Source organism: Variovorax sp. 38R, from assembly GCF_014843395.1.
GTDB classification, from domain to species: domain Bacteria; phylum Pseudomonadota; class Gammaproteobacteria; order Burkholderiales; family Burkholderiaceae_C; genus Variovorax; species Variovorax paradoxus_H.
Genome location: NZ_CP062121.1, coordinates 1,365,716 through 1,389,768 on the forward strand (window position 1 = coordinate 1,365,716; position 24,053 = coordinate 1,389,768).

The 24,053-nt window shown below is 66.6% G+C and carries 23 protein-coding genes; 19 read left to right on the plus strand and 4 right to left on the minus strand.

The features are described 5' to 3' along the window. The first annotated feature begins 86 nt into the window (after positions 1 to 86). Complete coding sequence (locus IG196_RS06055; protein WP_192195422.1) at positions 87 to 965, plus strand: LysR family transcriptional regulator; 879 nt, start codon at positions 87 to 89, stop codon at positions 963 to 965. Positions 966 to 1,025: 60 nt separating this feature from the next. On the opposite strand, the gene IG196_RS06060 is transcribed toward IG196_RS06055, so the two are convergent. Further along, the gene (locus tag IG196_RS06060; protein WP_192195423.1) at positions 1,026 to 4,280 is read right to left on the minus strand and encodes an Rne/Rng family ribonuclease; all 3,255 of its coding nucleotides are present in this window, start codon (positions 4,278 to 4,280) and stop codon (positions 1,026 to 1,028) included. A gap of 547 nt (positions 4,281 to 4,827) precedes the next feature. Here IG196_RS06060 and IG196_RS06065 point away from each other — a divergent pair. Genes IG196_RS06065 through IG196_RS06080 form a run of 4 tightly spaced genes read left to right on the plus strand, consistent with a single transcriptional unit; the run spans position 4,828 to position 8,025 of the window. Next, on the plus strand, positions 4,828 to 5,928 hold the full coding sequence (locus IG196_RS06065; RefSeq protein WP_192195424.1) for an RluA family pseudouridine synthase: 1,101 nt from the start codon (positions 4,828 to 4,830) through the stop codon (positions 5,926 to 5,928). After that, complete coding sequence (locus IG196_RS06070; protein ID WP_101493285.1) at positions 5,921 to 6,604, plus strand: HAD family hydrolase; 684 nt, start codon at positions 5,921 to 5,923, stop codon at positions 6,602 to 6,604. Before IG196_RS06065 ends, IG196_RS06070 begins: the two co-directional genes overlap by 8 nt. Positions 6,605 to 6,614: 10 nt before the next feature. Then, positions 6,615 to 6,983 (plus strand): Rieske (2Fe-2S) protein, encoded by a 369-nt coding sequence (locus tag IG196_RS06075; RefSeq protein ID WP_192195425.1) that lies wholly within the window; start codon positions 6,615 to 6,617, stop codon positions 6,981 to 6,983. A gap of 1 nt (position 6,984) precedes the next feature. Beyond that, positions 6,985 to 8,025, plus strand: coding sequence for a S49 family peptidase (locus tag IG196_RS06080; RefSeq protein ID WP_192195426.1), 1,041 nt, complete (start codon positions 6,985 to 6,987; stop codon positions 8,023 to 8,025). 12 nt (positions 8,026 to 8,037) lie between these two features. Here the strand turns inward: IG196_RS06080 and IG196_RS06085 are convergent, their stop codons facing one another. From IG196_RS06085 to IG196_RS06095, 3 genes are read right to left on the minus strand one after another with little or no spacing between them, the layout of a single operon-like run. Continuing rightward, complete coding sequence (locus tag IG196_RS06085; RefSeq protein WP_192195427.1) at positions 8,038 to 9,204, minus strand: MFS transporter; 1,167 nt, start codon at positions 9,202 to 9,204, stop codon at positions 8,038 to 8,040. Positions 9,205 to 9,206: 2 nt separating this feature from the next. Continuing rightward, on the minus strand, positions 9,207 to 9,974 hold the full coding sequence (locus IG196_RS06090; protein ID WP_101493288.1) for an SAM-dependent methyltransferase: 768 nt from the start codon (positions 9,972 to 9,974) through the stop codon (positions 9,207 to 9,209). Further along, positions 9,971 to 10,552, minus strand: a complete 582-nt coding sequence (locus IG196_RS06095; protein WP_101493289.1) for a Maf family protein — start codon at positions 10,550 to 10,552, stop codon at positions 9,971 to 9,973. The genes IG196_RS06090 and IG196_RS06095 overlap by 4 nt, the downstream gene beginning before the upstream one ends. An 86-nt stretch (positions 10,553 to 10,638) precedes the next feature. Between IG196_RS06095 and IG196_RS06100 the strand changes: the two genes are divergently transcribed. The 14 genes from IG196_RS06100 to lepA all read left to right on the plus strand — a co-directional run bounded on the left by IG196_RS06100 (position 10,639) and on the right by lepA (position 24,046). Then, on the plus strand, positions 10,639 to 11,196 hold the full coding sequence (locus IG196_RS06100) for a YceD family protein (protein ID WP_192195428.1): 558 nt from the start codon (positions 10,639 to 10,641) through the stop codon (positions 11,194 to 11,196). Positions 11,197 to 11,369: 173 nt separating this feature from the next. After that, positions 11,370 to 11,552 (plus strand): 50S ribosomal protein L32, encoded by a 183-nt coding sequence (gene rpmF / locus IG196_RS06105; RefSeq protein ID WP_007830466.1) that lies wholly within the window; start codon positions 11,370 to 11,372, stop codon positions 11,550 to 11,552. A 61-nt stretch (positions 11,553 to 11,613) separates the two neighbouring features. Further along, on the plus strand, positions 11,614 to 12,711 hold the full coding sequence (plsX, locus tag IG196_RS06110; protein WP_192195429.1) for a phosphate acyltransferase PlsX: 1,098 nt from the start codon (positions 11,614 to 11,616) through the stop codon (positions 12,709 to 12,711). Continuing rightward, positions 12,711 to 13,688 (plus strand): beta-ketoacyl-ACP synthase III, encoded by a 978-nt coding sequence (locus tag IG196_RS06115; protein WP_099795559.1) that lies wholly within the window; start codon positions 12,711 to 12,713, stop codon positions 13,686 to 13,688. The genes plsX and IG196_RS06115 overlap by 1 nt, the downstream gene beginning before the upstream one ends. 51 nt (positions 13,689 to 13,739) lie before the next feature. Beyond that, on the plus strand, positions 13,740 to 14,693 hold the full coding sequence (gene fabD / locus IG196_RS06120; protein ID WP_192195430.1) for an ACP S-malonyltransferase: 954 nt from the start codon (positions 13,740 to 13,742) through the stop codon (positions 14,691 to 14,693). Positions 14,694 to 14,725: 32 nt separating this feature from the next. Then, positions 14,726 to 15,469, plus strand: coding sequence for a 3-oxoacyl-ACP reductase FabG (fabG, locus tag IG196_RS06125; protein WP_153282465.1), 744 nt, complete (start codon positions 14,726 to 14,728; stop codon positions 15,467 to 15,469). Between the two features lie 100 nt (positions 15,470 to 15,569). After that, positions 15,570 to 15,809, plus strand: coding sequence for an acyl carrier protein (gene acpP, locus IG196_RS06130; protein WP_007830471.1), 240 nt, complete (start codon positions 15,570 to 15,572; stop codon positions 15,807 to 15,809). A gap of 96 nt (positions 15,810 to 15,905) precedes the next feature. Next, positions 15,906 to 17,150 carry a beta-ketoacyl-ACP synthase II gene (fabF, locus tag IG196_RS06135; RefSeq protein ID WP_099795561.1) on the plus strand — a complete coding sequence of 415 codons (1,245 nt, stop codon included), beginning with the start codon at positions 15,906 to 15,908 and terminating at the stop codon, positions 17,148 to 17,150. A gap of 13 nt (positions 17,151 to 17,163) precedes the next feature. Next, complete coding sequence (locus IG196_RS06140) at positions 17,164 to 17,646, plus strand: hypothetical protein (RefSeq protein ID WP_192195431.1); 483 nt, start codon at positions 17,164 to 17,166, stop codon at positions 17,644 to 17,646. Between the two features lie 9 nt (positions 17,647 to 17,655). Continuing rightward, positions 17,656 to 18,330, plus strand: coding sequence for an RNA polymerase sigma factor RpoE (rpoE, locus tag IG196_RS06145; protein WP_225616939.1), 675 nt, complete (start codon positions 17,656 to 17,658; stop codon positions 18,328 to 18,330). A gap of 17 nt (positions 18,331 to 18,347) precedes the next feature. Beyond that, positions 18,348 to 19,022 (plus strand): sigma-E factor negative regulatory protein, encoded by a 675-nt coding sequence (locus IG196_RS06150; RefSeq protein WP_192195432.1) that lies wholly within the window; start codon positions 18,348 to 18,350, stop codon positions 19,020 to 19,022. A gap of 23 nt (positions 19,023 to 19,045) precedes the next feature. Further along, on the plus strand, positions 19,046 to 20,125 hold the full coding sequence (locus IG196_RS06155) for a MucB/RseB C-terminal domain-containing protein (protein ID WP_192195433.1): 1,080 nt from the start codon (positions 19,046 to 19,048) through the stop codon (positions 20,123 to 20,125). Positions 20,126 to 20,233: 108 nt separating this feature from the next. Next, positions 20,234 to 21,712: a DegQ family serine endoprotease gene (locus IG196_RS06160; RefSeq protein ID WP_192195434.1), complete on the plus strand. Its 1,479-nt coding sequence runs from the start codon at positions 20,234 to 20,236 to the stop codon at positions 21,710 to 21,712. 522 nt (positions 21,713 to 22,234) lie between these two features. Beyond that, positions 22,235 to 24,046, plus strand: coding sequence for a translation elongation factor 4 (gene lepA / locus IG196_RS06165; RefSeq protein WP_099795567.1), 1,812 nt, complete (start codon positions 22,235 to 22,237; stop codon positions 24,044 to 24,046). Positions 24,047 to 24,053: the final 7 nt, after the last annotated feature.

Below are 24,053 nucleotides of genomic sequence, written 5' to 3' on the forward strand. Positions count from 1 at the left end.
AGCTGATTCTGTTGAAACCCTCTTCATGATGGAAATGATTTGATTTCCTAGAATTCATTAGGAACCATCATTTATCCAGGATCGCCATGGACTTCGACCCCACGCTGTTGCGCGCCTTCGTGGCCGTCAAGGAAACCGGCGGCTTCACGCGCGCCGCCGAGCGCCTGCACCTGACCCAGTCGGCCATCAGCCACCAGATCCGCAAGCTCGAGGCGCAGGTGGGCCGGCCGCTGCTGCATCGCACGACGCGCCGCCTCACGGTGACCGAAGACGGGGAAGACTTTCTTCGCTATGCCCAGCAGATTCTCGACACGCTCGATGCGATGACGCGGCGCTTTCAGCCCTCGCCGATCTCGGGCGTGGTGCGCTTCGGCGTGCCGGACAACTTCATGGGCGACCGACTGCCGCCGCTGCTCTCGCAGTTCGCGCGCGGGTTCCCGGCGGTGCGCATGGAGGTCTGCGTGAGCATGCACATCGACCTGCGCGCGGCCATCCGCGCCGGCGAGCTCGATCTTGCGGTCGTGATGTCGCCGCCCGAGGTGGTGGAGGGCACGTGCCTGCGGCGCACCCAGCTCGTGTGGGCCGCGGCCGAGACCTTCGAGGCGCCGAGGGGCGCGTCGCTGCCGCTGGCTTTTTTTCCGAAGCCTTGCGTCAACCGGCAGGTGGCCGGTTCGGCGCTCGACCTGGCGTCGCTCGACTGGCACGTGGTCTTCACCTCGGCCAGTCCGCAGGGCATTCGCGCGGCGGTGCTGGCGGGGCTCGCGGTGACGGTGCTCACGCGCGAAGAGGTGGAGCCGGGCATGAAGATCGTCGACGGTCGCTACGGCCTGCCGCCGCTGCCGAGCGTGAACTTCTCGCTGATCTGGAGCGAGAACGGCAAGACGCCGTGCGCCTGCCGCTTCGGACAACTGATCCTGGAGATGCCGGACCTGCCCGGCGTCGAGGCGCTGCCGCAGCAGGCCTAAACTCCGAAGCAAAAAAACGGCGCCACGAAGGCGCCGTTTTCATTTGCGAGGAAGCAGGGCTCAGAGCGAGCGCTGCTGTTCCTGCGGCTGCTGCTGTTCGAACGGCAGCGCCATCGAACCGAGGTCGCGGCGGGTTTCGACCAGCACCAGCGGACCTTCGTCGAGCACGATCACCGGCGGGCGCTCGCGCGGCACGTGCACCGGCTTCGGCTCGGCGGCCATCGCGGCGCGCGCTTGCGCGATGCGGTCGGCATCCGAGTTGACCCACTGCAGGCCCGAGCTCTCGGCGATCTGCGCGAGTTCGTTCAGCGGCAGTTCGAAGGACTGCACCTTGGGCAGTGCGCGGCCATTGCTGGCGGGCGCTACTGCGGGCTTGGCGGCAGCCGTTTCGACCACGACGGGTGCTGCTGCGATAGGCGCCGGTGCGGGCGCAGCAGGGCGCTCGAAGCGCGGCTGCTCTTGCACTTGCGGGGCGGGTTCACGCACTTCGACAGCGGTAGCGACCACTGCCACTGCAGCGGCTTCCGACACCAGCGGCAGTTGCTGCTGCGGCTGGCGCTCGGCCTGGCCTTCGGCAGCAGCCACGGCGCCTTCGGCGACCGGTGCGGCTTCTGCGGCATTGGCTTCGTTGCCACCGTTGCCGGCGTCGTCACGCGGACCGCGTTCGCGGCGGTCACGGCCGTAACGGTCACGCGAGCGGCCACGGCGCTCTTCGCCTTCGCGGCGCGGGGCTTGCTGCTCGTTGCCTTCGTTGTTGCCTTGCTCGGCATCACCAGCGGCAGCCGATTCGGCCACGCGTGCGTCACCTTCATTGGCTGCAGGCGCGTCGTTGCGGCGCTCGCGGCGGCCGTCGTTGCGCTCACCGCGCGGGCCGCGCGACTCGTCGCCACGGCCGTTGCGGGGCTGGCGCTCGCCGTCGCCGGCGGGTGCTGCCTCGTCGTCGCGCGGCTGTTGCTGCTGCGCGTCGCCGTTGCGCTCACCGCGCTCGTTGCGGTCGCCGCCACGTTCACCACGCTCGCCGCGCTCGCCACGTTCACGGCGCTCGCCGCGGGCGCGCGGTGCGCGTTCCGCTGCCGCATTGCCGTTCTCGTCGCCGCCGGGTGCCGGCTGCTGTTGCTGGGCGTCGAGGTTCAGGTTGCCGTCGAGCAGGGCTTCGGCCGGCGCGTTGCGGCCTTCGCCACCTTCGCGGCGCTCGCCGCGACCGCCACGGCGCTGTTCGCCGTCACGCGGGGCGCGTGCTTCACGTGCTTCGCGCGGTTCGCGTTGCTCGCGTGCCGGGTTGGTGCTGTCGTTGCGCTGCTCGGTGTTGCGAGCCTCGCCGCGGCGTTCACCGCCGCCTTCACGGCGTTCACCGCCGCGTCCGCCACGGCGCTCGCCGTCGCGTCCGCCCGAACGGCCGCCGCCTTCGCCACGGCCTTCGCCGCCGCGTCCGCCGCGGCGCTGTTCGCCGTCGGCGCCGCGCGCACCGCGCGTTTCGCCGTCACGGCCTGCACCACGGCCGCCATCGCGGCGGGGCTTCGGTGCTTCGACCGGAATCGCGCTCGGCGCAGGCGCCGGTGCGGTGGCCGGCGAGCCGCCGAAGAAGCTCTTGATCCAGGCCATGAAGCCGGTCTGTGCCGGGGCCGGAGCGGCCACCACGGGCGGGGCCACCGGTGCCGGGGCGGGCGCAGTTGCGCGCACCGCTTCGGGCTTGGGCGGCACCACCGGCGCGGGTGCGTCGGGCAGCACGCCCTTGATGACCGGCGTCTGCTTGTTGGTGGGTTCTTGCGAACGGCGCGTGACCGAGGTCGGGTCTTCGATCTCGTCGGCCATCTTGTAGCTGGCTTCGATGTGATCGAGGCGCGGATCGTCGTGCTTCAGGCGCTCGAGCTTGTAGTTCGGCGTTTCGAGCGTCTTGTTGGGCACCATCAGCACGGTGACGCGCTGCTTGAGCTCGATCTTGGCGATTTCAGGGCGCTTTTCGTTCAGCAGGAACGAAGCGACTTCCACGGGCACCTGCACATGCACGGCCGCCGTGTTGTCCTTCATGGACTCTTCCTGAATGATGCGCAGGATTTGCAGGGCGCTCGATTCGGTGTCACGGATGTGGCCCGAGCCGCCGCAACGGGGGCAGGGGATCGACGAACCTTCGGACAGCGCCGGCTTCAGGCGCTGGCGGCTCATTTCCATCAGGCCGAACTTGCTGATCGAACCGAACTGCACGCGGGCGCGGTCTTGGCGCAGCGCGTCGCGCAGGCGGCTTTCGACTTCGCGGCGGTTCTTCGACTCGTCCATGTCGATGAAGTCGATGACGATCAGGCCGCCCAGGTCGCGCAGGCGCATCTGGCGGGCCACTTCGTCGGCGGCTTCGAGGTTGGTGCGGGTCGCGGTTTCTTCGATGTCGCCGCCCTTGATGGCGCGGGCCGAGTTCACGTCGACCGAGACCAGTGCTTCGGTGTGGTCGATCACGATGGCGCCGCCCGAGGGCAGTTGCACGGTGCGGGCGTAGGCCGACTCGATCTGGTGCTCGATCTGGAAGCGGCTGAACAGCGCCGCGTCGTCGCGGTAGCGCTTCACGCGGGCGGCATGCTCGGGCATGACGTGCGCCATGAACTGCTGCGCCTGGTCGTAGATGTCGTCGGTGTCGATCAGGATGTCGCCGATGTCGTGATTGAAGTAATCACGGATGGCGCGGATCACGAGCGACGATTCCTGGTAAATCAGGAAGGCGCCCTTGCCGCCCTTGCCTGCGCCGTCGATGGCGGTCCAGAGCTTGAGCAGGTAGTTCAGGTCCCACTGGAGTTCGGGCGCCGAGCGGCCGATGCCGGCGGTGCGCGCGATGATGCTCATGCCCTTCGGGTACTCGAGCTGGTCCATCGCCTCCTTGAGCTCGGCGCGGTCGTCACCCTCGATGCGGCGCGACACGCCGCCGCCACGGGGGTTGTTCGGCATCAGCACGACATAGCGGCCGGCCAGCGAGATGAAGGTGGTGAGGGCGGCGCCCTTGTTGCCGCGCTCTTCCTTTTCGACCTGGACGGTGAGTTCCTGGCCTTCACGGATCACGTCCTGGATGCGGGCCTGGCTGGCCGACACGCCTTCGGCGAAATACTGCTTGGAGATTTCCTTGAACGGCAGGAAGCCGTGGCGGTCTTCGCCGTAGTCGACGAAACAGGCTTCGAGCGAAGGCTCGACGCGGGTCACGACGGCTTTGTAGATGTTGCCCTTGCGCTGTTCGCGCCCTTCGATTTCGATTTCGTAGTCGAGCAGTTTCTGCCCGTCGACGATGGCCAGGCGCCGTTCTTCCGGCTGCGTGGCATTGATCAGCATCCGCTTCATGATGCGTTGTCCTTATATGTATCGTTTACCGGCTCTTGACGAGCCAACGATGCACGGACGACGCCCGCGAAACCAGGGAATTGCCGCTTGGCCCCGGATGCTGTAACTGCCGCGCCAAGCGCGAGCAGGCCTCTTGAGCGTCAGCTCAAGAAGACAGCCGGGGTGGGGGCGCGTGGATGGGCGCGAGCCAGATTCGGTGTTGGGTGGCTGTCTTATTGACAGCCGGTTGCGCAAGGGTGGCGCGCACTGCGGGCAATTCAATGCCTGAGGCGACTGGTCGAAACCAGGTCGACCAGCGCAGGCATATTTGAATCAGCAGCATCAACACAACAAGGGACTCGCTTCGATCCGCCTGCAGCTTGGAAGCTGCAGGCTGGGTATTCCGTATCGGTGTTTCGTGGGTGTCGGCTTGACTTGGGTGCCTGGCCTGCCACTTTGCGCGATTGCGCGGGGTTTGCGGGCTGGACGCCAAAGCGGCATCGACCTCACAGCATGGTCGTCAGTGCTCTAAACTTCTGTCTAATCAAGCACTTACACGACCGCGCTGGTGAAAAACATTATAGGTGCGAAGAAAAGCCCCACGGGGGCTCCAAATCCCGCGGATCGACCTGCGGGCGCCGACGCCGGCACGCCGCATGCGGCCATCCACTTCCTGACCGTCGACGCCGAATCCGCTGGGCAGCGGCTCGACAACTTCCTGTTTCGCCATCTGAAAGGCGTGCCGAAGACGCACGTCTACCGGATCATCCGGTCGGGCGAAGTGCGCATCAACAAGGGCCGCGCCCAGGCCGACACCCGCATCGAAGACGGTGACCAGGTCCGGATTCCGCCGGTGCGGATTTCGCCGCGCGCCGAAGAGGGCGCCACGCCGCCCGCGCCGGCGCGCGAGTTTCCGGTGCTGCTTGAAGACGAGGCCGTGCTGGCCATCGACAAGCCCGCCGGTGTCGCGGTGCACGGCGGCAGCGGCGTGAGCTTCGGCGTGATCGAGCAATTGCGCACGGCGCGACCGAGCGCCAAGTTCCTCGAACTGGTGCACCGGCTCGACCGCGAAACCTCCGGCATCCTGCTGGTCGCCAAGAAGCGCAGCGCGCTGGTGGCATTGCAGGACCAGTTCCGCGAGCGCGAAACCGGCAAGACCTACCTGGCGCTGGTCGAAGGCGACTGGCCTGCCAACAAGAAGGTGCTCGACGCGCCGCTGGCCAAGTACCTGCTGCCCGACGGCTCGGGCGCCGGTGCCGGCGAACGCCGCGTGCGCGTGGTCGCCAAGGACCACCCCGATGCGATGCGCGCCATCACGCTGGTGCGCGTGCTGGCCCGCCTCAGCCTGCCGGGCGACGCCACACCGCTGTCCTTGCTGGCCGTGACCATCAAGACGGGGCGCACCCACCAGATCCGCGTGCACCTGGCCTCGGCCGGGCATCCGATTGCCGGCGACGACAAGTACGGCGAGTCCGATCGGCAGCGTGCCCTGCAGAAGCTCGGCCTCAAGCGCATGTTCCTGCATGCGTGGCGGCTGCAATTCAACCACCCGGCCAGCGGCGAGCGCATCGCGCTGCAGGCCGGACTGCCGCCCGAGCTGCATGCACTGATGTCGCGTGCGGCGCTCGAGGCGATGGCCCAACACCCCACTCCCACGGCCCATGACTGATTCTTCCGCCCGTCCTGCACGTCCCCCTCGCTTCGACCTGATCGCCTTCGACTGGGACGGCACGCTCTACGACTCCACCCGCCTGATCGTGCGCTGCATCCAGGCGGCCGTGGTCGATGTCGGCGGCGCCAAGCCCAGCGAGGACGATGCCGCCTGGGTGATCGGCCTGGGCCTGGCCGAGGCGCTCGCGCGCGCGGCGCCCGACGTGCCCAAGGAAAAGTACCCCGAACTTGGCGCCCGCTACCGCTATCACTTCCTGCAGCACCAGGACGACCTCGTGCTGTTCGACGGTGTGCTGCCGATGCTCGATGCGCTGCGCGCGCGCGGCCACAAGCTGGCCGTGGCCACGGGCAAGTCGCGCCGCGGTCTCAACGAGGCCTTGAAGACGGTGGCGCTGCGCGACCGCTTCGACGCCTCGCGCACCGCCGACGAAACCTTCGGCAAGCCGCATCCGCGCATGCTGCTCGAGCTCATGGAAGAGCTCGACGTGCCGGCCGAGCGCACGCTGATGATCGGCGACACCACGCACGACCTGCAGCTCGCACAGAACGCCGGCTGCGCCAGCGTGGGCGTGGGCTTCGGCGCGCACGCGTCGTCGACCTTCGATGAATTCAAGCCGCTGTACGTGGCGCAGTCGATCGCCGAGCTGCAGGCCTGGCTGCTCGACAACGCCTGAGGATCAGGGCATGAGCGACCAGCGCATCCCTTTGTGCAATGCCTCGGATCTGGTCGAAGGCGGCAACGCCGTGCCCTTCGACGTGGTCCACGGCGGCGAAACCTGCCGCGCCTTCGCGGTGCGCTTCGAGGGCCTGCCGCATGCGTACCTCAACCGCTGCAGCCACGTGGCGATGGAGATGGACTTCCAGCCCGACCGCTTCTTCGACGACTCCGGCCAGTGGCTGCTGTGCGCCACCCACGGCGCCGTCTACACGCCCGACACCGGCGAATGCGCGGGCGGGCCGTGCCGCGGCGGGCTCGTGAAGATCGCGCTGAGCGAAGAAGATGGCGTGGTGCACTGGCATACTGACTGGAACCTCCAACCTCTTTCCTTCTGACATGACCGATCCGAACCGCAGGGAACCCCAGGGTTTCGAACCGCTGGAGCCGGCCGTCCCCCTTACGACATCCCAAGACAGCCCCCGCACCATGGCCCAAGATCCCACGCAGCGCCCCGGGTGGGAGCGCGCCACCCTCGAAAAACTCGCTTTTGCCTCCCTGAATGAGCAGAAGGCCACGCGCCGCTGGAAGACCTTCGTGCGCCTGGGCTGGCTGGCCTTCTTCGTGTTCCTGGCGTGGTTCGCGTTCTCGCGCAGCACGCCCAGCACCGCCAAGACCACGGCCCACACGGCCGTCGTCGAGATCAAGGGCGAGATCGCCAACGGCGGCGACGCCAGCGCCGAGTTCGTGATCGCCGCCATGAAGACGGCCTTCGAGGACGAGGGCGCCAAGGGCGTGGTGCTGCTGATCAACTCGCCCGGCGGCAGCCCGGTGCAGGCCGGCATCATCAACGACGAGATCCGGCGCCTGAAGGCCAAGCACAAGAAGCCGGTCTATGCGGTGGTCGAAGAAACCTGCGCCTCGGCGGCGTACTACATCGCCGCCGCGGCTGACAAGATCTTCGTCGACAAGGCCAGCATCGTCGGCAGCATCGGCGTGCTGATGGACGGCTTCGGCTTCACCGGCGTGATGGAAAAGGTCGGCGTCGAGCGTCGGCTGCTGACGGCCGGCGAAAACAAGGGCTTCCTCGACCCGTTCAGCCCGATGAGCGATGCGCAGCGCGCGCATGCCCAGTCGATGCTCAACCAGATCCACACGCAGTTCATCAACGTGGTGAAGACCGGCCGCGGCGACCGCCTCAAGCTCGACACCCCGGGCCTGTTCAGCGGCCTCTTCTGGAGCGGCGAGCAGGCTGTCGAATTCGGCCTGGCCGATCAGCTGGGCAATGTCGACTTCGTGGCACGCGAGGTGATCAAGGCCGAGGAAGTCATCGACTACACGCGCCGCGACAACGTGGCCGAGAAGCTGGCCAAGAAGTTCGGCGCCGCCATGGGCGCGGCCTCGGTGAGCGCACTGAAGACCTCGCCGGCGCTGCGCTGAGCGCGGCTTTCTTCAGGCGGCGCTGTTGTCGCCGCTGCCGGTGAACTTGGCCGAGGCCGCCAGCGCAGCGGCAAAGGCCACCACCACATAGAGCGCGGCGGTCAGTGAGCTGACCCGCGCCAGCAGGCCGATCACCGCGGGCCCTGCCATGAACCCCAGATAGGCGATGGCCGACACGGCCGCAATGCCGTTGGCAGGCGCCACGCCGGGCACGCGGGCTGAAGCCCCGAACAGGATCGGCACCACGTTCGCAAAACCGACGCCGACCCCCGCGAAGCCCAGCAATGCGAGCCAGGGCAGGTCGGTCAGCAGCACCAGTGTCATGGCCGCCGCCGCGAGCAGGCCGCTGCCGCGCAGTAGGGCCGTGGGCGAGAAGCGGGCGCGCATCGCGTCGCCACCGAAACGCGCGGCCGCCATTGCGGCGGAAAAACTCGCATAGGCCAGCGCGGCCTGTTGCTGCGGGCTGCCCAGTTCCTGCTGCATGTAGAGCACGCTCCAGTCGTAGATGGCGCCCTCGGCGATCAGCCCCAGCGCGGCCAGCACGCCGAGCACCGCGAGCACGCCACGCGGCAGGCGAAAGCCGTGGTCCGCTGCGGCCGTGCCGTCGGCGGGGGCGGTCGGCGTGGGCAGCATGCGCGTCGAGGCAATCGCGACCACCCCGATCATCACCACGGCCACCGTCCACAAGTGCGTCTGCGGCGCCATGCCGGCGGCCAGCGCCGCGCTGCCGCTCGCGGCACCGACCATGCCGCCGAGGCTGAACATGCCGTGCATGCCGCTCATCAACGGCTGATTGCCGCGCAACTCGAGCTGCGCGGCCTCGGCATTGATCGCCACGTCGAACACGCTGGTGACGAGGCCGAACACCGCCAGCAGGCCCAGCAGCGCGGCGTAGCCCGGCATCGCGATGAGGCCGGCAATCAACAGCGCGTAAATGCAGCCGCAGAGCGCGGCCATGCGGCGCGGGCCGTGGCGGCCGATCCAGCGCCCGGCGCTGGTCAGGCCGACCATCGCGCCGGCGCCCGCTGCAAGCATGGCGAGCCCGAGCTGCGCCTCGTCGATGGCGTAGTGCGCCTTGACCGTCGGCACGTGCACGCCCCAGGTCGCAAAGATGAAGCCCGACGCGAAGAACTGGGCGCGCGACGCCCAGCGCGTACCAGCGGTGACGCCTGGCCCCACCGTCAGCGCCCGATCGCGAACACGGCGGGCAGGCGCTCGTCGGTCGTGGCCTGCGGCTTGGCGGCGCGCCAGGCTTTCACCGTCTCGCTGCGCACCTGCGCGGTCGCCAGCGTCAGGCCGCGCGCGACGGCGAGGCGGGTGTTGTGCTGCAGTGTCTGCACCAGCGCTTGCAGCAGGGCGGCGTTGCGGTACGGCGTCTCGATGAAGAGCTGGGTCTGGCCGGTCTTGAGTGCGAGCGCCTCGAGCTCGCGGATGCGCGTCTGGCGCTCGCCGCCGTCCTGCGGCAGGTAGCCGACGAAGGCGAAGTTCTGTCCGTTCAGGCCGCTCGCGGCCAGGGCCAGAAGCAAAGACACCGGTCCGGTGAGCGGGACGACGGTGATGCCCAGGTCGTGCGCGGCGCGTGCCACCGACGAGCCCGGGTCGGCCACGGCGGGCATGCCGGCTTCGCTCAGCAGGCCAACGTCATGGCCTTCGAGCGCGGCGGCCAGCAGCGGGCGGGCGTCGAACTGGCCCGCGTGGTCGCCTTTCTTGTGCACTTCGCGCGGCAGTTCCTGGATGTTCTGGGCCTGAAGCGGCGCGGCCAGTGGGGCGATCGCGTCGATGCGCTTCAGGTAGGCGCGCGCCGACTTGGCGTTCTCGCAGATCCAATGCGTGATGCCGGCGGCTGTCTGCAGCGTGCCCAGCGGCAGGGCGTCCTGCAGCGGTGCCTGGAGATCGCAGCCGAAATCGAGCGGCGCGGGGACGAGGTAGAGCTTGCCTTTTGTGGTCACAGCAGGTCGACCCCCGCGGCGCGCAGCATCCGGCAGGTGCGGATCAGAGGCAGGCCGACCAGCGCGGTGGGGTCGTCGCTGTCGATGGCGTCGAGCAACGCGATGCCGAAGCCCTCGCTCTTGGCGCTGCCGGCGCAGTCGTAGGGCTGTTCCGCTAATAGATAGCGCTCGATGGCGGCGTCCGAGAGGTCGCGGAACACCACGCGCACGGGGGCGATGTCGCGCTGGACGAAGCCCGTCGCATGGCAGACGACGGCCACGGCGGTCTGGAAGATCAGCGTCTGGCCGCGCATCCGGCGCAATTGGGTGGTGGCCAGTGCGTGGTCGCCGGGCTTGCCGAGCGCTTCGCCCGCCAGGTCGGCGACCTGGTCGGAGCCGATCACCACCGCGTCGGGAAAGCGCACGGCCACGGCGTTGGCCTTTTCCAGCGCCAGGCGCTCGGCCAGCGCGCGGGGCGTTTCGCCGGCATGCGGGGTTTCGTCGACGTCGGGGGCGTGCACCTCGAAGGGCAGATGGAGGCGGTTGAGCAGTTCGCGGCGGTAGCGCGAGGTCGAGGCGAGGATCACGGTGCGTTGCATGAAGCGATTGTGCGTGAGCGCCCGGACCCGACCCGTCCGGTGGGTTGCTCGCCTGAGAAGCAGGCCGGCAGGCTAGACTGGGACGGATGAAGAGAGAATTTGCCCCCGAAAGGCTCAATGTGCCCGCGTTCACCGCGGCGGCCGCCACGCTGGAAGGCGACGACCCGGTTCCGGGCTTTGCGCGCCTCGTCGCTGAACTGGCAACGCCGGCCGCCGACGCGATGGTCCGCTGGGAAGCGACCGGCGAGGAGCGCCCCGGCGCCGACGGCAAGGCGACGTCCTGGCTCCACCTGGACGTCGAAACCACCGTGCCGCTGGTGTGCCAGCGCTGCCTGTCGCCGGTCGATACCGAACTGTTTGTGGACCGCTGGTTCCGTTTCGTGGCCGACGAGGCCACGGCCGAGGCGGAAGACGACGAGTCCGACGAAGACCTGCTGGTCATCAGCCGCGATTTCGATCTGCGCGAGCTCATCGAGGACGAACTGCTGATGGAAATCCCCACCACGCCGGTCCACGACGTGTGCCCGACACCGGTTCGCCTGTCGTCGAGCGACGACGATTTTCAGGCGGCTGAAGAGGCCAAGCCGAACCCCTTTGCCGTGCTCGGTGCGTTGCGTCCGCGCAAGCCCGAAGAGGGCAAGTAGCCCTTTCTCTGCGGCTAGGCTATAATCATGGGCTTCGCGCGCGCCGCCGTGAGCAGCAATGCATACAAGGCAAAGGCAGAACGTGGCATTCCATGCATGCCGCCGGAGCTTTCGCCTCATTGCCACCGCTTGAGCCCGCATCCAGTCACCCACCTAACCGTCCAGGAGCCATCATGGCCGTCCAGCAAAACAAAAAGTCGCCTTCCAAGCGCGGCATGCACCGTTCACACAACGCTCTGGTTGTTCCCGGCATCGCCGTGGAGCCGACCACTGGCGAAACGCACCTGCGCCACCACATCAGCCCCAACGGTTTCTACCGTGGCCGTCAGGTGCTCAAGAACAAGTCCGAAGCCTGATCTCGAACCCCAAGGCCAAGGCCCGAAGCTACTTTTGCTGTAGCGTCGGGCCTTTGTTTTGATGGCTGCGCCTTTTTCTCCCGAACCCACTGCTGCGCCCGCTGCAATCACGCTCGCCGTGGATTGCATGGGGGGCGACCATGGGCCGCGCGTCACGCTTGCGGCCTGCCGCGCGTTTCTCGAGCGGCACAGCGAAGCTTCGTTGCTGCTCGTCGGTGCGCCGGCCGCACTGGCGGGGTTTGCCGACCATCCGCGCGCCCGCATCGTGCCGGCCAGTGAAGTGGTCGGCATGGACGACCCCATCGAAATCGCCCTGCGCAAGAAGAAGGACTCTTCGATGCGCGTCGCGATTCAGCAGGTGAAAGATGGTTCTGCGCAAGCGGCCATATCTGCCGGCAACACGGGTGCATTGATGGCGATTGCACGCTATCTGCTCAAAACGCTCGATGGCATCGACCGTCCCGCCATTGCGCCCCAACTGCCCAACGTGAAGGGCGGGGCGACCACCGTGCTTGACCTCGGTGCGAATGTCGACTGCGACGCGGAAGACCTGCTCCAGTTCGCTGTGCTCGGCTCGGCGCTTGTTTCGGCGCTGACCGGCAACGAGTCGCCTTCGGTGGGCCTGCTCAACATTGGCGAAGAAGCCATCAAGGGCAGCGAAACCATCAAGAAGGCGAGCCAACTGCTGCGTGCGGCTGCCAACTCCAAGGATCTGAACTTCTACGGCAACGTGGAAGGGAACGACATTTTCAAGGGCACGACCGACATCGTCGTGTGCGATGGATTTGTCGGCAATGTGGCGCTGAAGGCCAGTGAAGGCGTCGCTTCGATGATCGGCGAGTTCATTCGCGTCGAATTCTCGCGGAACATCTTCACCAAACTGGTCGCAGTTGTCGCTTACCCGGTTCTAAAAGCGTTCAAAGGTCGTCTGGATCACCGTCGTTACAACGGTGCAGCCCTTTTGGGCTTGCGCGGGCTGGTGTTCAAGAGCCATGGCTCGGCCGACGAAGTGGCTTTCGGTCATGCGTTGGATCGCGCTTATGATGCCGCTCGCAACAACCTGCTCGATCGCGTGCGGGCCCGCATCGCCCACGCCGCGCCTTTGCTCGCGCGGCAGGAGTCGGCGGCGCCGGTCGACGCGACAGCCCTTCACGCTTGATGACCCCTTTTTCGCGCATTACCGGCACCGGCAGCTACCTGCCCCCACGCCGCGTCACCAATGACGACCTTGCCAAGGATCTGGCGACACGCGGCATCGAAACCTCCGATCAGTGGATCGTCGAGCGCACTGGCATCCACGCGCGCCACTTCGCGGCGCCCGATGTCAATAGCAGCGATCTCGGCCTCGAAGCCGCGAAGCACGCGCTGGAAGCCGCCGGCCGCAAGGCGAGCGATGTCGACTTGATCATCGTCGCGACCTCGACGCCGGACATGGTGTTCCCGTCGTCGGCCGCGATCCTGCAGCACAAACTCGGCATTGCTGGCTGCCCGGCCTTCGATGTGCAGGCGGTCTGCAGCGGCTTCGTCTATGCACTGACGGTGGCCGACGCGATGATTCGCACGGGCACTGCGCGCTGTGCGCTGGTGATCGGCGCCGAAGTGTTCTCCCGCATCCTCGACTTCAACGACCGCACCACCTGCGTGCTGTTCGGCGATGGCGCGGGCGCGGTGGTGCTCGAGGCTTCCGACGAGCCCGGCATCCTGGCCAGCGATCTGCATGCGGACGGCAAGCACGTCGGCATCCTGTGCGTGCCGGGCCATGTGTCGGGCGGCAACGTGCTCGGCACGCCGCTGCTGCACATGGACGGCCAGGCCGTCTTCAAGCTGGCGGTCCGTGTGCTCGAAGAAGCCGCGCGCGCCACGCTCGCCAAGGCCGGCAAGACCGAGGCCGACATCGACTGGCTGATCCCGCACCAGGCCAACATCCGCATCATGGAAGGCACGGCCAAGAAGCTGAAGCTGCCGCGCGAGAAGCTGGTCGTCACGGTGCACGAGCACGGCAACACCTCGGCCGCCTCGATTCCGCTGGCGCTCGACGAAGCGGTGCGCTCCGGCAAGGTGAAGAAGGGTGAGACCCTCATGCTCGAAGGCGTGGGCGGTGGCTTCACCTGGGGCGCGGTGCTATTGAATCTGTAGTGCGTCGCGGCGCCCCGGGGCGGGCGTCGGCGCGGTGACGAAGAAACAACAATGAAATCCTTTGCTTTTGTCTTTCCGGGTCAGGGCTCGCAGGCGGTCGGCATGCTCGACGCCTGGGGCGATCACCCGGCCGTGGCCGAGACCCTGCGCGAAGCCTCCGAAGCGCTGGGCGAAGACATCGGTGCACTGATCAAGAACGGTCCCAAGGAAGAGCTGGCGCTCACCACCAACACGCAGCCCGTGATGCTGGTGGCCGGTGTGGCCGCATGGCGCGCCTGGTTGGCCGAGGGCGGCGCCACGCCGTCCGTCGTGGCTGGCCATTCGCTGGGCGAGTATTCGGCGCTGGTGGCTTCGGGCGTGCTGACGCTCGCGCAGGCCGCGCCGCTGGTGCGTTTCCGTGCGCAGGCCATGCAGCAGGCGGTGCCCGTCGGCGTTGGCGCGATGGCGGCAATTCTTGGCATGGCGTCTGACAAGGTCATTGCCGGCTGCGCGGAAGCCTCCGCCACGTTCGGCCCCGGCAGCGCCGAGGTGGTCGAGGCCGTGAATTTCAACGATCCGATGCAAACCGTCATCGCTGGCAGCAAGGCCGCGGTCGACAAGGCCTGCGAACTGCTGAAGGCCAACGGCGCCAAGCGCGCGCTGCCGCTGCCGGTGTCGGCACCGTTCCACTCGAGCCTGATGAAGCCGGCGGCCGAAGCCCTGCGCGAGAAGCTCGCGAGCGTGGCACTGGCCGCACCGCAGATTCCAGTGCTCAACAACATCGACGTGGCCGTCGAAACCGACCTCGACCGCATCCGCGACGCCCTGGTGCGTCAGGCTGCCGGCCCGGTACGCTGGGTCGAAAGTGTTCAGGCCTTGAAACTGCGCGGTGTAGCCGCCATCATCGAGTGCGGTCCCGGCAAGGTGCTGGCCGGCATGGTGAAGCGCATCGCCCCCGAACTGGACGCCGCGTCGGTGTACGACCCGGCCACCCTCGCGGACGTCCGACAATCGCTCGCCGGCTGAACGCCGCCAGGCACCGATACTCTTTCTCTTTTATGAGCATTCCCAAATTCGAAGGCCAGGTCGCCCTGGTCACCGGCGCAACGCGCGGCATCGGCGCTGCCATTGCGCTTGAGCTGGCGCAGCGCGGCCTCAAGGTCGTGGGCACCGGCACCACCGACGACGGCGCCGCCAAGATCACCCAGGCGCTGAGCGCGTTCGACGGCCGCGGCCGTGCGCTCGACGTGAACGACGGCGCTGCCGTCGAAGCCCTGATCGATGAGATCGTGCAGGCTTACGGCGCGATCCACGTGCTGGTCAACAACGCTGGCATCACGCGCGACACGCTCGCCATGCGCATGAAGGACGACGACTGGGATGCGGTGCTCGACACCAACCTCAAGGCCGTGTTCCGCCTCTCGCGCGCGGTGATCCGCCCGATGATGAAGCAGCGCTATGGCCGCATCATCAGCATCACGAGCGTGGTGGGCGCGTCCGGCAATGCCGGCCAGGCTAACTACGCGGCCGCCAAGGCGGGCGTGTCGGGCATGACCCGTGCGCTGGCCCGCGAACTCGGCAGCCGCAACATCACGGTCAATTGCGTCGCGCCGGGCTTCATCGAAACCGACATGACGGCCAGCCTGCCGGAAGCCCAGCAACAGGCGCTGCTCTCGCAGATCCCGCTGGGCCATCTGGGGAAGCCGGCCGACATCGCGCATGCAGTGGCTTACCTTGCATCGCCGCAGGCGTCGTACGTGACGGGGCAGGAACTGCACGTCAACGGCGGCATGCACATGTAGCCGAAAGGCGCAATCTTTTTCCGTACCGGAGCCCAGGGCAAATGCCACGGGCCGCCCGGCTAAAATCCACCAGTTACCTACAACCCTTAGAGGGAATCAAATGAGCGATATCGAAGCACGTGTCAAGAAAATCATCGCCGAGCAGCTCGGCGTGGAAGAGTCCCAAGTGACGAACGAAAAGGCTTTCGTGGCCGACCTCGGCGCTGACTCGCTCGACACGGTCGAACTCGTGATGGCACTCGAAGACGAGTTCGGCATCGAGATCCCGGACGAAGATGCAGAGAAGATCACGACGGTGCAGAACGCCGTCGACTACGCCACCAAGAATCAAAAGGCCTGATCGGCCAGCTGACACTGCAACGACGGCCGGCGGCTCTTTTATCAACCGCCCGCGCCGATCGGCAGCTGTCCAGCGCTTCCAGAAAGGTTTGCCGGCATGACCAAACGCCGCGTCGTCGTGACCGGACTCGGTTGCATCGCTCCTGTCGGAAACACCGCAACCGAATCCTGGACCAACCTGTTGGCCGGGAAGTCGGGCATTGCGAACATCACCGCGTTCGATGCAAGCGCCTTCGCCTGCAAGTTCGCCGGTGAGGTCAAGGGTTTCGACATCACCCAATACATCTCGGAGAAAGAAGCGCGTCACATGGACCGCTTCATTCATCTGGGACTTGCCGCCGCCATCCAGGCGGTGCAGGACAGCGGACTGCCGACCGGCGACGCGCTGCCCTATGAAAAGGCCGTGCGCATCGGCTGCAACATCGGTTCGGGCATCGGCGGTCTGCCGATGATCGAACAGACGCACGGCGAATACGCGAGCCGCGGCCCGCGCCGCATTTCGCCGTTCTTCGTGCCGGCGTCGATCATCAACATGATCTCGGGCCACGTGTCGATCAAGTACGGCTTCAAGGGCCCGAACATCGCCGTGGTCACCGCCTGCACCACCGGCCTGCATGCCATCGGCACGTCGGCACGCATGATCGAGTACGGCGATGCCGACGTCATGATCGCGGGCGGCGCCGAATCGACCATCTCTCCGCTCGGCATCGGTGGCTTCACCGCGCCTCGCGCGCTGAGCACGCGCAACGACGATCCCGCCACGGCCTCGCGCCCGTGGGACAAGGACCGCGACGGCTTCGTGCTGGGCGAGGGCTCCGGTGTGCTGGTGCTCGAAGAGTACGAACACGCCAAGGCGCGCGGCGCCAAGATCTACGCCGAAGTCTCTGGCTTCGGCATGACCGGCGACGCGTACCACATGACTGCGCCCGACGTCGATGGCCCCCGCCGTTCGATGGCGATGGCGCTGGCCAATGCGGGTGTCAACGCCGACGAGGTTCAGTACCTGAACGCGCACGGCACCTCGACGCTGATCGGTGACCTCAACGAGACCAACGCGGTCAAGCTCGCCTTCGGCGATCACGCGAAGAAGCTCGTCGTGAATTCGACCAAGTCCATGACCGGCCACCTGCTGGGCGGCGCGGGCGGCATCGAATCGGTGTTCACGGTGCTGGCTTTGCATCACCAGAAGAGCCCGCCGACGATCAACATTTTCAACCAGGATCCGGAGTGCGATCTCGACTACTGCGCCAACGAGGCGCGCGATCTGAAGATCGATGTCGCGGTCAAGAACAACTTCGGCTTCGGCGGTACCAACGGTACGCTGGTGTTCAAGCGCGCTTGAGCGTCGCTCTTTCATGCACAGCGCACCGTCGGTGACCTATCCGGTGGGGCGCACCCGCGGCGCGACCCGGATTCTTCTGGCCCTTTGGACCCTGGGCGTTTGCTGCGCGGGCGCGGCCTGCTATCTGTTCGATAGCAATGGCTGGCGCCAGTTGCTGCTGCTGCTCAGCGTCGTCTTTTCTGGTGTCGCTGCGGGCTTCGGTCTGCGGCGGGACGGTGCGGCTACGCTGCATTTCGATGGATTGCACTGGTCGCTGACCGGTGCCGATCCGTCGCGCGGCGTGCTCGCTGCACGCGCCGTCGTGGCGCTCGATTTCCAGTCGCTGCTGTTGATCCGCCTGGCCGAACCCGGCCGCGCGGCGCGCTGGGTCTGGCTCGAGCAGCGGGCCATGCCCGAACGCTGGCGCGACGTGCGCCGCGCGGTCTATGCGCGGCCCCCGGCGGCTGAGCCGGCTGGCGACCCCTGGCGCGCGACCGCTCCGGCCGATGCGCCCTGACCCGTTTCGATGACCACTTCCCTGCCGCCCGTGCCCCCGGAGTCCGTGCTGCCCGATGGGGCTGCGGAGGCGCCGCGCCCGGGTGAGGTCGACTTCCAGCTGGTCCAGCGCACCGTCGCGGGCGACCAGAAGGCATTCGAATTGCTGGTCATCAAGTACCAGCGACGCATCGAACGCCTGATCGGTCGCATGGTGCGCGACGTGGATCTGGTCGAGGACATCGCCCAGGAAACCTTCATCCGTGCCTACCGCGCGCTGCACCAGTTCCGCGGCGAGGCGCAGTTCTACACCTGGCTGTACCGGATCGCAGTGAACACCGCCAAGAAGGCGCTGGTGGACATGAAGCGCGATCCGACCGTCTCCGAAAGCGCACTGCGTTCGTCATCGGACGACGAAGATGAAACTTACCGTCCCGGAAACGAACCAACCACCGATGAAACCCCCGAATCGGTCATGGCGGCGAACGAAATCGCCAGTGCCGTCGAGGCTGCCATGGAAGCGCTCCCCACCGAGTTGCGCCAGGCGGTCACGCTGCGCGAGATCGAGGGGATGAGTTACGAAGAGATTGCCGAGGTCATGGATTGTCCGATCGGCACGGTGCGCTCGCGTATTTTCCGGGCGCGCGAGGCCATTTCGGCCAGGGTCAAGCCGCTGCTGGACAACCAGTCCGGCAAGCGTTGGTAGATCAGCAGGTGAATGACATGAATCAGACGATGACGGTTCGGGAACAGGTGTCCGCACTCGCGGACGGCCATTTGCAGGGCGAAGCGTTCGCGCGTGCGATCGAATCCGTCTGCGGCGAAGACGACTCGCGCGACGCTTGGCACGCTTACCACGTGGTGGGCGATGTGCTGCGTTCGTCGGCGCATTCGCGCTGTAGTGATACCTCGGCCTTCCTGGCGCGTTTTCAGCAGCGGATCGCGCAAGAATCGGTCGTGATCGCTCCGCCGGCGACCGTGGCGCCGCTCGCCGCCGTGCCGGCCGCGATGCCCATGCGGCAACGCGCCGAGGCAGCCAACGAGCCGGTGTTCCGATGGAAGCTGGTGGCGGGCGCCGCGTCGTTGATGGCCGTGGCGGCCATCAGCTGGACGCTGGTCGGCAACGGCGCCGCGGTGCCAAACGGCGGTGCCCAACTGGCCGCGGTGCAACCGCCCGTGGCGAATTCGGTGCTCGCGGCTGCGGCCGGTGGCAGCGCGTTGCCGGGCAATGGCGCCCTGACGCCGACCCGTGTGCTGGTCGGCAATGGCAATCCGCAGGTCATGCTGCGCGATCCGCGCCTGGACCAGTTGCTTGAAGCTCACCAGCAGGCTGGTGGTGCCTCGCAAATGCCGTCCGGTTTCCTGCGCAACGCCACCTTCGAGGGCCCCACGCGCTGATTGCGCGCCCGTCGCCGCCTGCAATGACCGTTCAAATGCCGATTTCCGCACGCACCCTCGTGCTCGTGTTCGCCGTTCTCTGCCTGGGGCAGATGGCCGCCGCGCAGACCCGCTACGGTGCGGCGAACACGAAGAGCGTTCCCTCGGCGCAGAACGACGAGCCGCCAGCCATGGGCGTGACCGAGTGGCTGCAGCGCATGCATGCCGGCGCGCGCCAACGCAGCTACGTGGGCACCTTCGTGGTGTCGGCCCCGGGCGGTGACCTGTCGAGCGCGCGCATCTGGCATGTGCGCGACGGCGATCATCAGCTGGAGCGCATCGAGGCGCTGTCGGGACCTCCGCGCTCGACCTTCCGGCGCAACCGCAATGTGATGACCTTCCTGCCCGAGGCAAAGGTCGTGAAGGTCGAGAAGCGCGAGAACCTCGACCTCTTCCCCAATCTGCCCGACAAGCCCGATTCGTCGGTGGGCGACTACTACGACGTGCGCGCCATCGGCAAGGACCGCGTCGCGGGCTTCGATGCCGACGTGGTGCAGCTGGTGCCGCGCGACGGCCTGCGCTTCGGCTACCGCATCTGGAGCGAGCGTCGCTCCGGCCTCGTGGTCAAGCTCCAGACCGTCGACAGCGACACCCGCGTGGTCGAGCAGTCGGCGTTTTCCGAGCTGCAGCTCGATGCGCCCGTGAAGGCGCAGGCGCTGGCGCAGATGATGGCCAACACGAACGGCTACCGCGTCGAGAAGCTCGAACTCGAGCGCAGCACCGCCCAGGACGAAGGCTGGATGCTGCGCACACCCGTGGCCGGATTCAAGCCCCGAAGCTTTTACCGCCGCCCCGCGTTGCCCGCCAGCGACGGCAAACCGCCCAAGCCCGAGGCGACCACCGTCCAGTGGACCTTCTCCGATGGCCTGGCAACGGTCTCGCTCTTCATCGAACGCTACGACCCCACGCGCACGCCCAGCGATGGCGTGCTGACCATCGGCGCCACCAACGCGATCCGCCGGCGACTGCCCGCACCGGCCAGCGACTGGTGGCTGACGGCGGTCGGCGAAGTGCCCCAGCAAACGCTCAATGCCTTTGCCCAGAGCCTCGCGCGCACGCGCTGACGGGCCATGGGCTGACGCCATGCAGGCGTTCATGCTGAACCAAGCCGACGTAGCCTACTCATAGCCTCTGTCGCTATTTGCAGCTCTGTTCTTTTGGAAAGACAACCGATGATGTTCAAAGTCGAGGGACACAAGCTTCGTTCCGGTCTGCTGGCCTTTGCGCTGGCGCTGACGGCCGGTGCCACTTTCCTGCCGGTCGAGTCGGTGCATGCGCAGACGCGCACGCTGCCCGACTTCACCGACCTGGTCGATCAGGTCGGCCCGTCCGTGGTCAACATCCGCACCGTCGAGAAGGTCGCGCAACGCGGCGGCGGCAATGGCGAGATGGACGAGGAGATGCAGGAGTTCTTCCGCCGCTTCTTCGGCCAGCCGGCGCCGGGCACCCCGCGCCAGGGGCCGCGCCCGAACCGTCCGCAGCAGGAAGAAGAGCGCCCGCGCGGCGTGGGCTCGGGCTTCATCCTGACAGGCGACGGCTACGTGATGACCAATGCACACGTGGTGGAAGACGCCTCCGAGGTGCTGGTCACGCTGCCCGACAAGCGCGAGTTCAAGGCCAAGATCATCGGTGCCGACAAGCGCACCGACGTGGCCGTGGTCAAGATCGAAGCCACGGGCCTGCCCGCGGTGAAGGTGGGCGACATCTCCAAGCTGCGCGTCGGCGAATGGGTGATGGCGATCGGTTCGCCGTTCGGCCTCGAGAACACCGTCACAGCCGGCATCGTGAGCGCCAAGCAGCGCGACACCGGCGAGTACCTGCCGTTCATCCAGACCGACGTGGCCATCAACCCCGGCAACTCGGGCGGCCCGCTCATCAACATGCGCGGCGAAGTGGTGGGCATCAACAGCCAGATCTATTCGCGCTCGGGCGGCTTCATGGGCATCTCGTTCTCGATCCCGATCGACGAAGCGATCCGCGTCAGCGAGCAGCTGCGCACCGCGGGGCGCGTGTCGCGCGGCCGCATCGGCGTGCAGATCGACCAGGTCACCAAGGACGTGGCCGAAGCCATCGGCCTGGGCAAGGCGCAAGGCGCACTGGTGCGCGGCGTCGAAGCCGGTTCGCCGGGCGAGAAGGCTGGCGTGGAACCGGGCGACGTCATCACCAAGTTCGACGGCAAGGCGATTGAAAAGCCGAGCGACCTGCCGCGCCTCGTGGGCAACACCAAGCCGGGCACCAAGAGCACGCTGACCGTGTTCCGCCGCGGCAACTCGCGCGACCTGAGCGTGACCATCGCCGAGATCGAGCCGGACAAGCCCGCCAAGCGCGCGACCGACCGCGACGAGCCGGCTGCGAAGCCGTCTGCCTCCGCAGCGCTCAAGTCGCTCGGTCTCGCGGTCAGCGACCTCAGCGATGCGCAGAAGAAAGAACTCAAGCTGAAGGGCGGCGTGAAGGTCGATGCCGCGAACGACGCCGCTGCACGGGCCGGCCTGCGCGAGGGTGACGTCATCCTGGCCGTGGGCAATCTCGAGGTGGCGAATGCCCGCGAATTCGAGGCGGCGGTGGCCAAGGCGGACAAGGCCAAGTCGCTGAGCGTGCTCTACCGCCGGGGCGATTGGGCGCAGTACGCGCTGATCCGACCCGCACGCTGATACGGCGCCGGCGTCAAGTGGCCCCACCCGGCAGTCGGGTTTGGGGCTATTTTTTCGAGGCGTTTACGACGCTTCGGCGCCGGCCTCTAAAAAAATCCGGGGCCTCCAAAATGCCAATATTTGTTTGCGCGCACTAACTTATAAAAGGACTAAGGATGGATTTCGGTAGAATAGGCAGCTCTCGGTAGCCAGTCAGCGCATAAAGAGGGCGAAGGCCTTCACGATGCGAGATGTCAGACAGCCGTCCACCGGTGCTCCACAGATCGCCCACAAGTTGTTCAGTGAGTGCTCCACCGTTCCTGTGGATAACCTGTTTGTATCTTTAATGTTGTGGACCTGCAACGAGCCCTTTGGACCCTGTTCCCGGATGTACGTGCTTCCCTTTTTGCCTACAATGAAGTTCCAACTACTGCAGTTGCCATTGCTTGTTGGTTCAGGGCGCGTCTCCAGAAGACGCGCCCTTTTTTCTTGGCCTCGCCCCTCGGCGCCCGAGCCAATTCAAGTACTTAAGCGTTCCCGTTGATGAATCACATCAGAAATTTTTCGATCATTGCGCACATCGACCATGGCAAGTCGACACTCGCAGACCGTTTGATCCAGCGTTGCGGCGGTCTCGCTGAACGCGAGATGGAAGCGCAGGTGCTCGACTCGATGGACATCGAAAAAGAGCGTGGGATAACCATCAAGGCGCAGACCGCCGCGCTGCACTACAAGGCACGCGACGGACAGGTCTACAACCTCAATCTGATCGATACACCGGGCCACGTCGACTTCTCGTACGAAGTGAGTCGCTCGCTGTCGGCATGCGAAGGCGCATTGCTCGTCGTCGATGCATCGCAAGGCGTCGAAGCGCAGACGGTGGCCAACTGCTACACCGCGCTCGACCTCGGCGTCGAAGTGATCCCGGTGCTCAACAAGATCGATCTGCCGAATGCAGACCTCGACAACGCGCGCACCGAAATCGAAGACGTGATCGGCATCGACGCGACCGACGCGATTCCGTGCTCCGCAAAAACCGGCGTCGGCATCGACGAGATTCTCGAGACCATCGTCGCGCGCATGCCCGCACCGCGCGGCAACCCCGACGGTCCGCTGCGCGCGATGATCGTCGACAGCTGGTTCGATGCGTACGTCGGCGTCGTCATGCTGGTGCGTGTGGTCGACGGTCGCCTCGTGAAGGGCGAGCGCATCAAGATGATGGCGTCGGGCGCGATGTACAACGCTGACAGCGTCGGCGTGTTCACGCCCGGCAACGAGCCGCGCCCTTCGCTCGAAGCCGGCGAGGTGGGCTACATCATCGCGGGCATCAAGGAGCTGCAGGCGGCCAAGGTCGGCGACACGGTCACGCTGATCCGGCCCGGCACCGGCGGTGCGGCCGCCACGGCCACCGAGGCGCTGCCCGGCTTCAAGGAAATCCAGCCGCAGGTGTTCGCAGGCCTGTACCCGACCGAAGCCAGCGAGTACGACTCGCTGCGCGACGCGCTCGAGAAGCTCAAGCTCAACGATTCGTCGCTGCGCTACGAACCCGAAGTGAGCCAGGCGCTCGGCTTCGGCTTCCGCTGCGGCTTCCTCGGCCTGCTGCACATGGAGATCGTGCAGGAGCGCCTGGAGCGCGAGTTCGACCAGGACCTGATCACGACCGCGCCGAGCGTGGTCTACCAAGTGGTGCGCAACGACGGCGAAGTCATCATGGTCGAGAACCCGTCCAAGATGCCCGACGTCGGCAAGATGGCGGAAATCCGCGAGCCCATCGTCACGGTGCACCTGTACATGCCGCAGGAATACGTCGGCTCCGTCATGACGCTGGCCAACCAGAAGCGCGGCGTGCAGCTGAACATGGCCTACCACGGCCGCCAGGTCATGCTGACCTACGAGATGCCGCTCGGCGAAATCGTGCTCGACTTCTTCGACAAGCTGAAGTCGGTGAGCCGTGGCTACGCCTCCATGGACTACGAGTTCAAGGAGTACCGCGCCTCCGACGTGGTGAAGGTCGACATCCTGCTCAACGGCGACAAGGTCGATGCGCTGTCGATCATCGTGCACCGCAGCCAGTCGCAGTACCGTGGCCGGGCCGTGGTGTCGAAGATGCGCGAGATCATTTCGCGCCAGATGTACGACGTGGCGATCCAGGCGGCCATCGGGGTCACGATCATTGCGCGTGAGACAATCAAGGCGCTTCGCAAGAACGTGCTCGCCAAGTGCTACGGCGGCGACATCTCCCGCAAGAAGAAGCTGCTCGAGAAGCAGAAGGCGGGCAAGAAAAGAATGAAGCAGATCGGCTCCGTCGAAGTCCCGCAAGAGGCCTTCCTCGCGATTCTGCAAGTCGAAGACTGATCACCAC

Bases quoted from the DNA above. Each gene is read 5' to 3' on its own strand.
- IG196_RS06055 (WP_192195422.1), top strand. From the start codon at position 87: ATGGACTTCGACCCCACGCTGTTGCGCGCCTTCGTGGCCGTCAAGGAA.
- rpmF (WP_007830466.1), top strand. From the start codon at position 11,370: ATGGCCGTCCAGCAAAACAAAAAGTCGCCTTCCAAGCGCGGCATGCAC.
- IG196_RS06070 (WP_101493285.1), top strand. From the start codon at position 5,921: ATGACTGATTCTTCCGCCCGTCCTGCACGTCCCCCTCGCTTCGACCTG.
- fabD (WP_192195430.1), top strand. From the start codon at position 13,740: ATGAAATCCTTTGCTTTTGTCTTTCCGGGTCAGGGCTCGCAGGCGGTC.
- IG196_RS06140 (WP_192195431.1), top strand. From the start codon at position 17,164: ATGCACAGCGCACCGTCGGTGACCTATCCGGTGGGGCGCACCCGCGGC.
- lepA (WP_099795567.1), top strand. From the start codon at position 22,235: ATGAATCACATCAGAAATTTTTCGATCATTGCGCACATCGACCATGGC.
- IG196_RS06150 (WP_192195432.1), top strand. From the start codon at position 18,348: ATGAATCAGACGATGACGGTTCGGGAACAGGTGTCCGCACTCGCGGAC.
- plsX (WP_192195429.1), top strand. From the start codon at position 11,614: ATGGCTGCGCCTTTTTCTCCCGAACCCACTGCTGCGCCCGCTGCAATC.
- IG196_RS06115 (WP_099795559.1), top strand. From the start codon at position 12,711: ATGACCCCTTTTTCGCGCATTACCGGCACCGGCAGCTACCTGCCCCCA.
- fabG (WP_153282465.1), top strand. From the start codon at position 14,726: ATGAGCATTCCCAAATTCGAAGGCCAGGTCGCCCTGGTCACCGGCGCA.
- IG196_RS06060 (WP_192195423.1), bottom strand. From the start codon at position 4,280: ATGAAGCGGATGCTGATCAATGCCACGCAGCCGGAAGAACGGCGCCTG.
- IG196_RS06075 (WP_192195425.1), top strand. From the start codon at position 6,615: ATGAGCGACCAGCGCATCCCTTTGTGCAATGCCTCGGATCTGGTCGAA.
- IG196_RS06155 (WP_192195433.1), top strand. From the start codon at position 19,046: ATGACCGTTCAAATGCCGATTTCCGCACGCACCCTCGTGCTCGTGTTC.
- IG196_RS06095 (WP_101493289.1), bottom strand. From the start codon at position 10,552: ATGCAACGCACCGTGATCCTCGCCTCGACCTCGCGCTACCGCCGCGAA.
- IG196_RS06080 (WP_192195426.1), top strand. From the start codon at position 6,985: ATGACCGATCCGAACCGCAGGGAACCCCAGGGTTTCGAACCGCTGGAG.
- IG196_RS06100 (WP_192195428.1), top strand. From the start codon at position 10,639: ATGAAGAGAGAATTTGCCCCCGAAAGGCTCAATGTGCCCGCGTTCACC.
- acpP (WP_007830471.1), top strand. From the start codon at position 15,570: ATGAGCGATATCGAAGCACGTGTCAAGAAAATCATCGCCGAGCAGCTC.
- fabF (WP_099795561.1), top strand. From the start codon at position 15,906: ATGACCAAACGCCGCGTCGTCGTGACCGGACTCGGTTGCATCGCTCCT.
- IG196_RS06160 (WP_192195434.1), top strand. From the start codon at position 20,234: ATGATGTTCAAAGTCGAGGGACACAAGCTTCGTTCCGGTCTGCTGGCC.
- rpoE (WP_225616939.1), top strand. From the start codon at position 17,656: ATGACCACTTCCCTGCCGCCCGTGCCCCCGGAGTCCGTGCTGCCCGAT.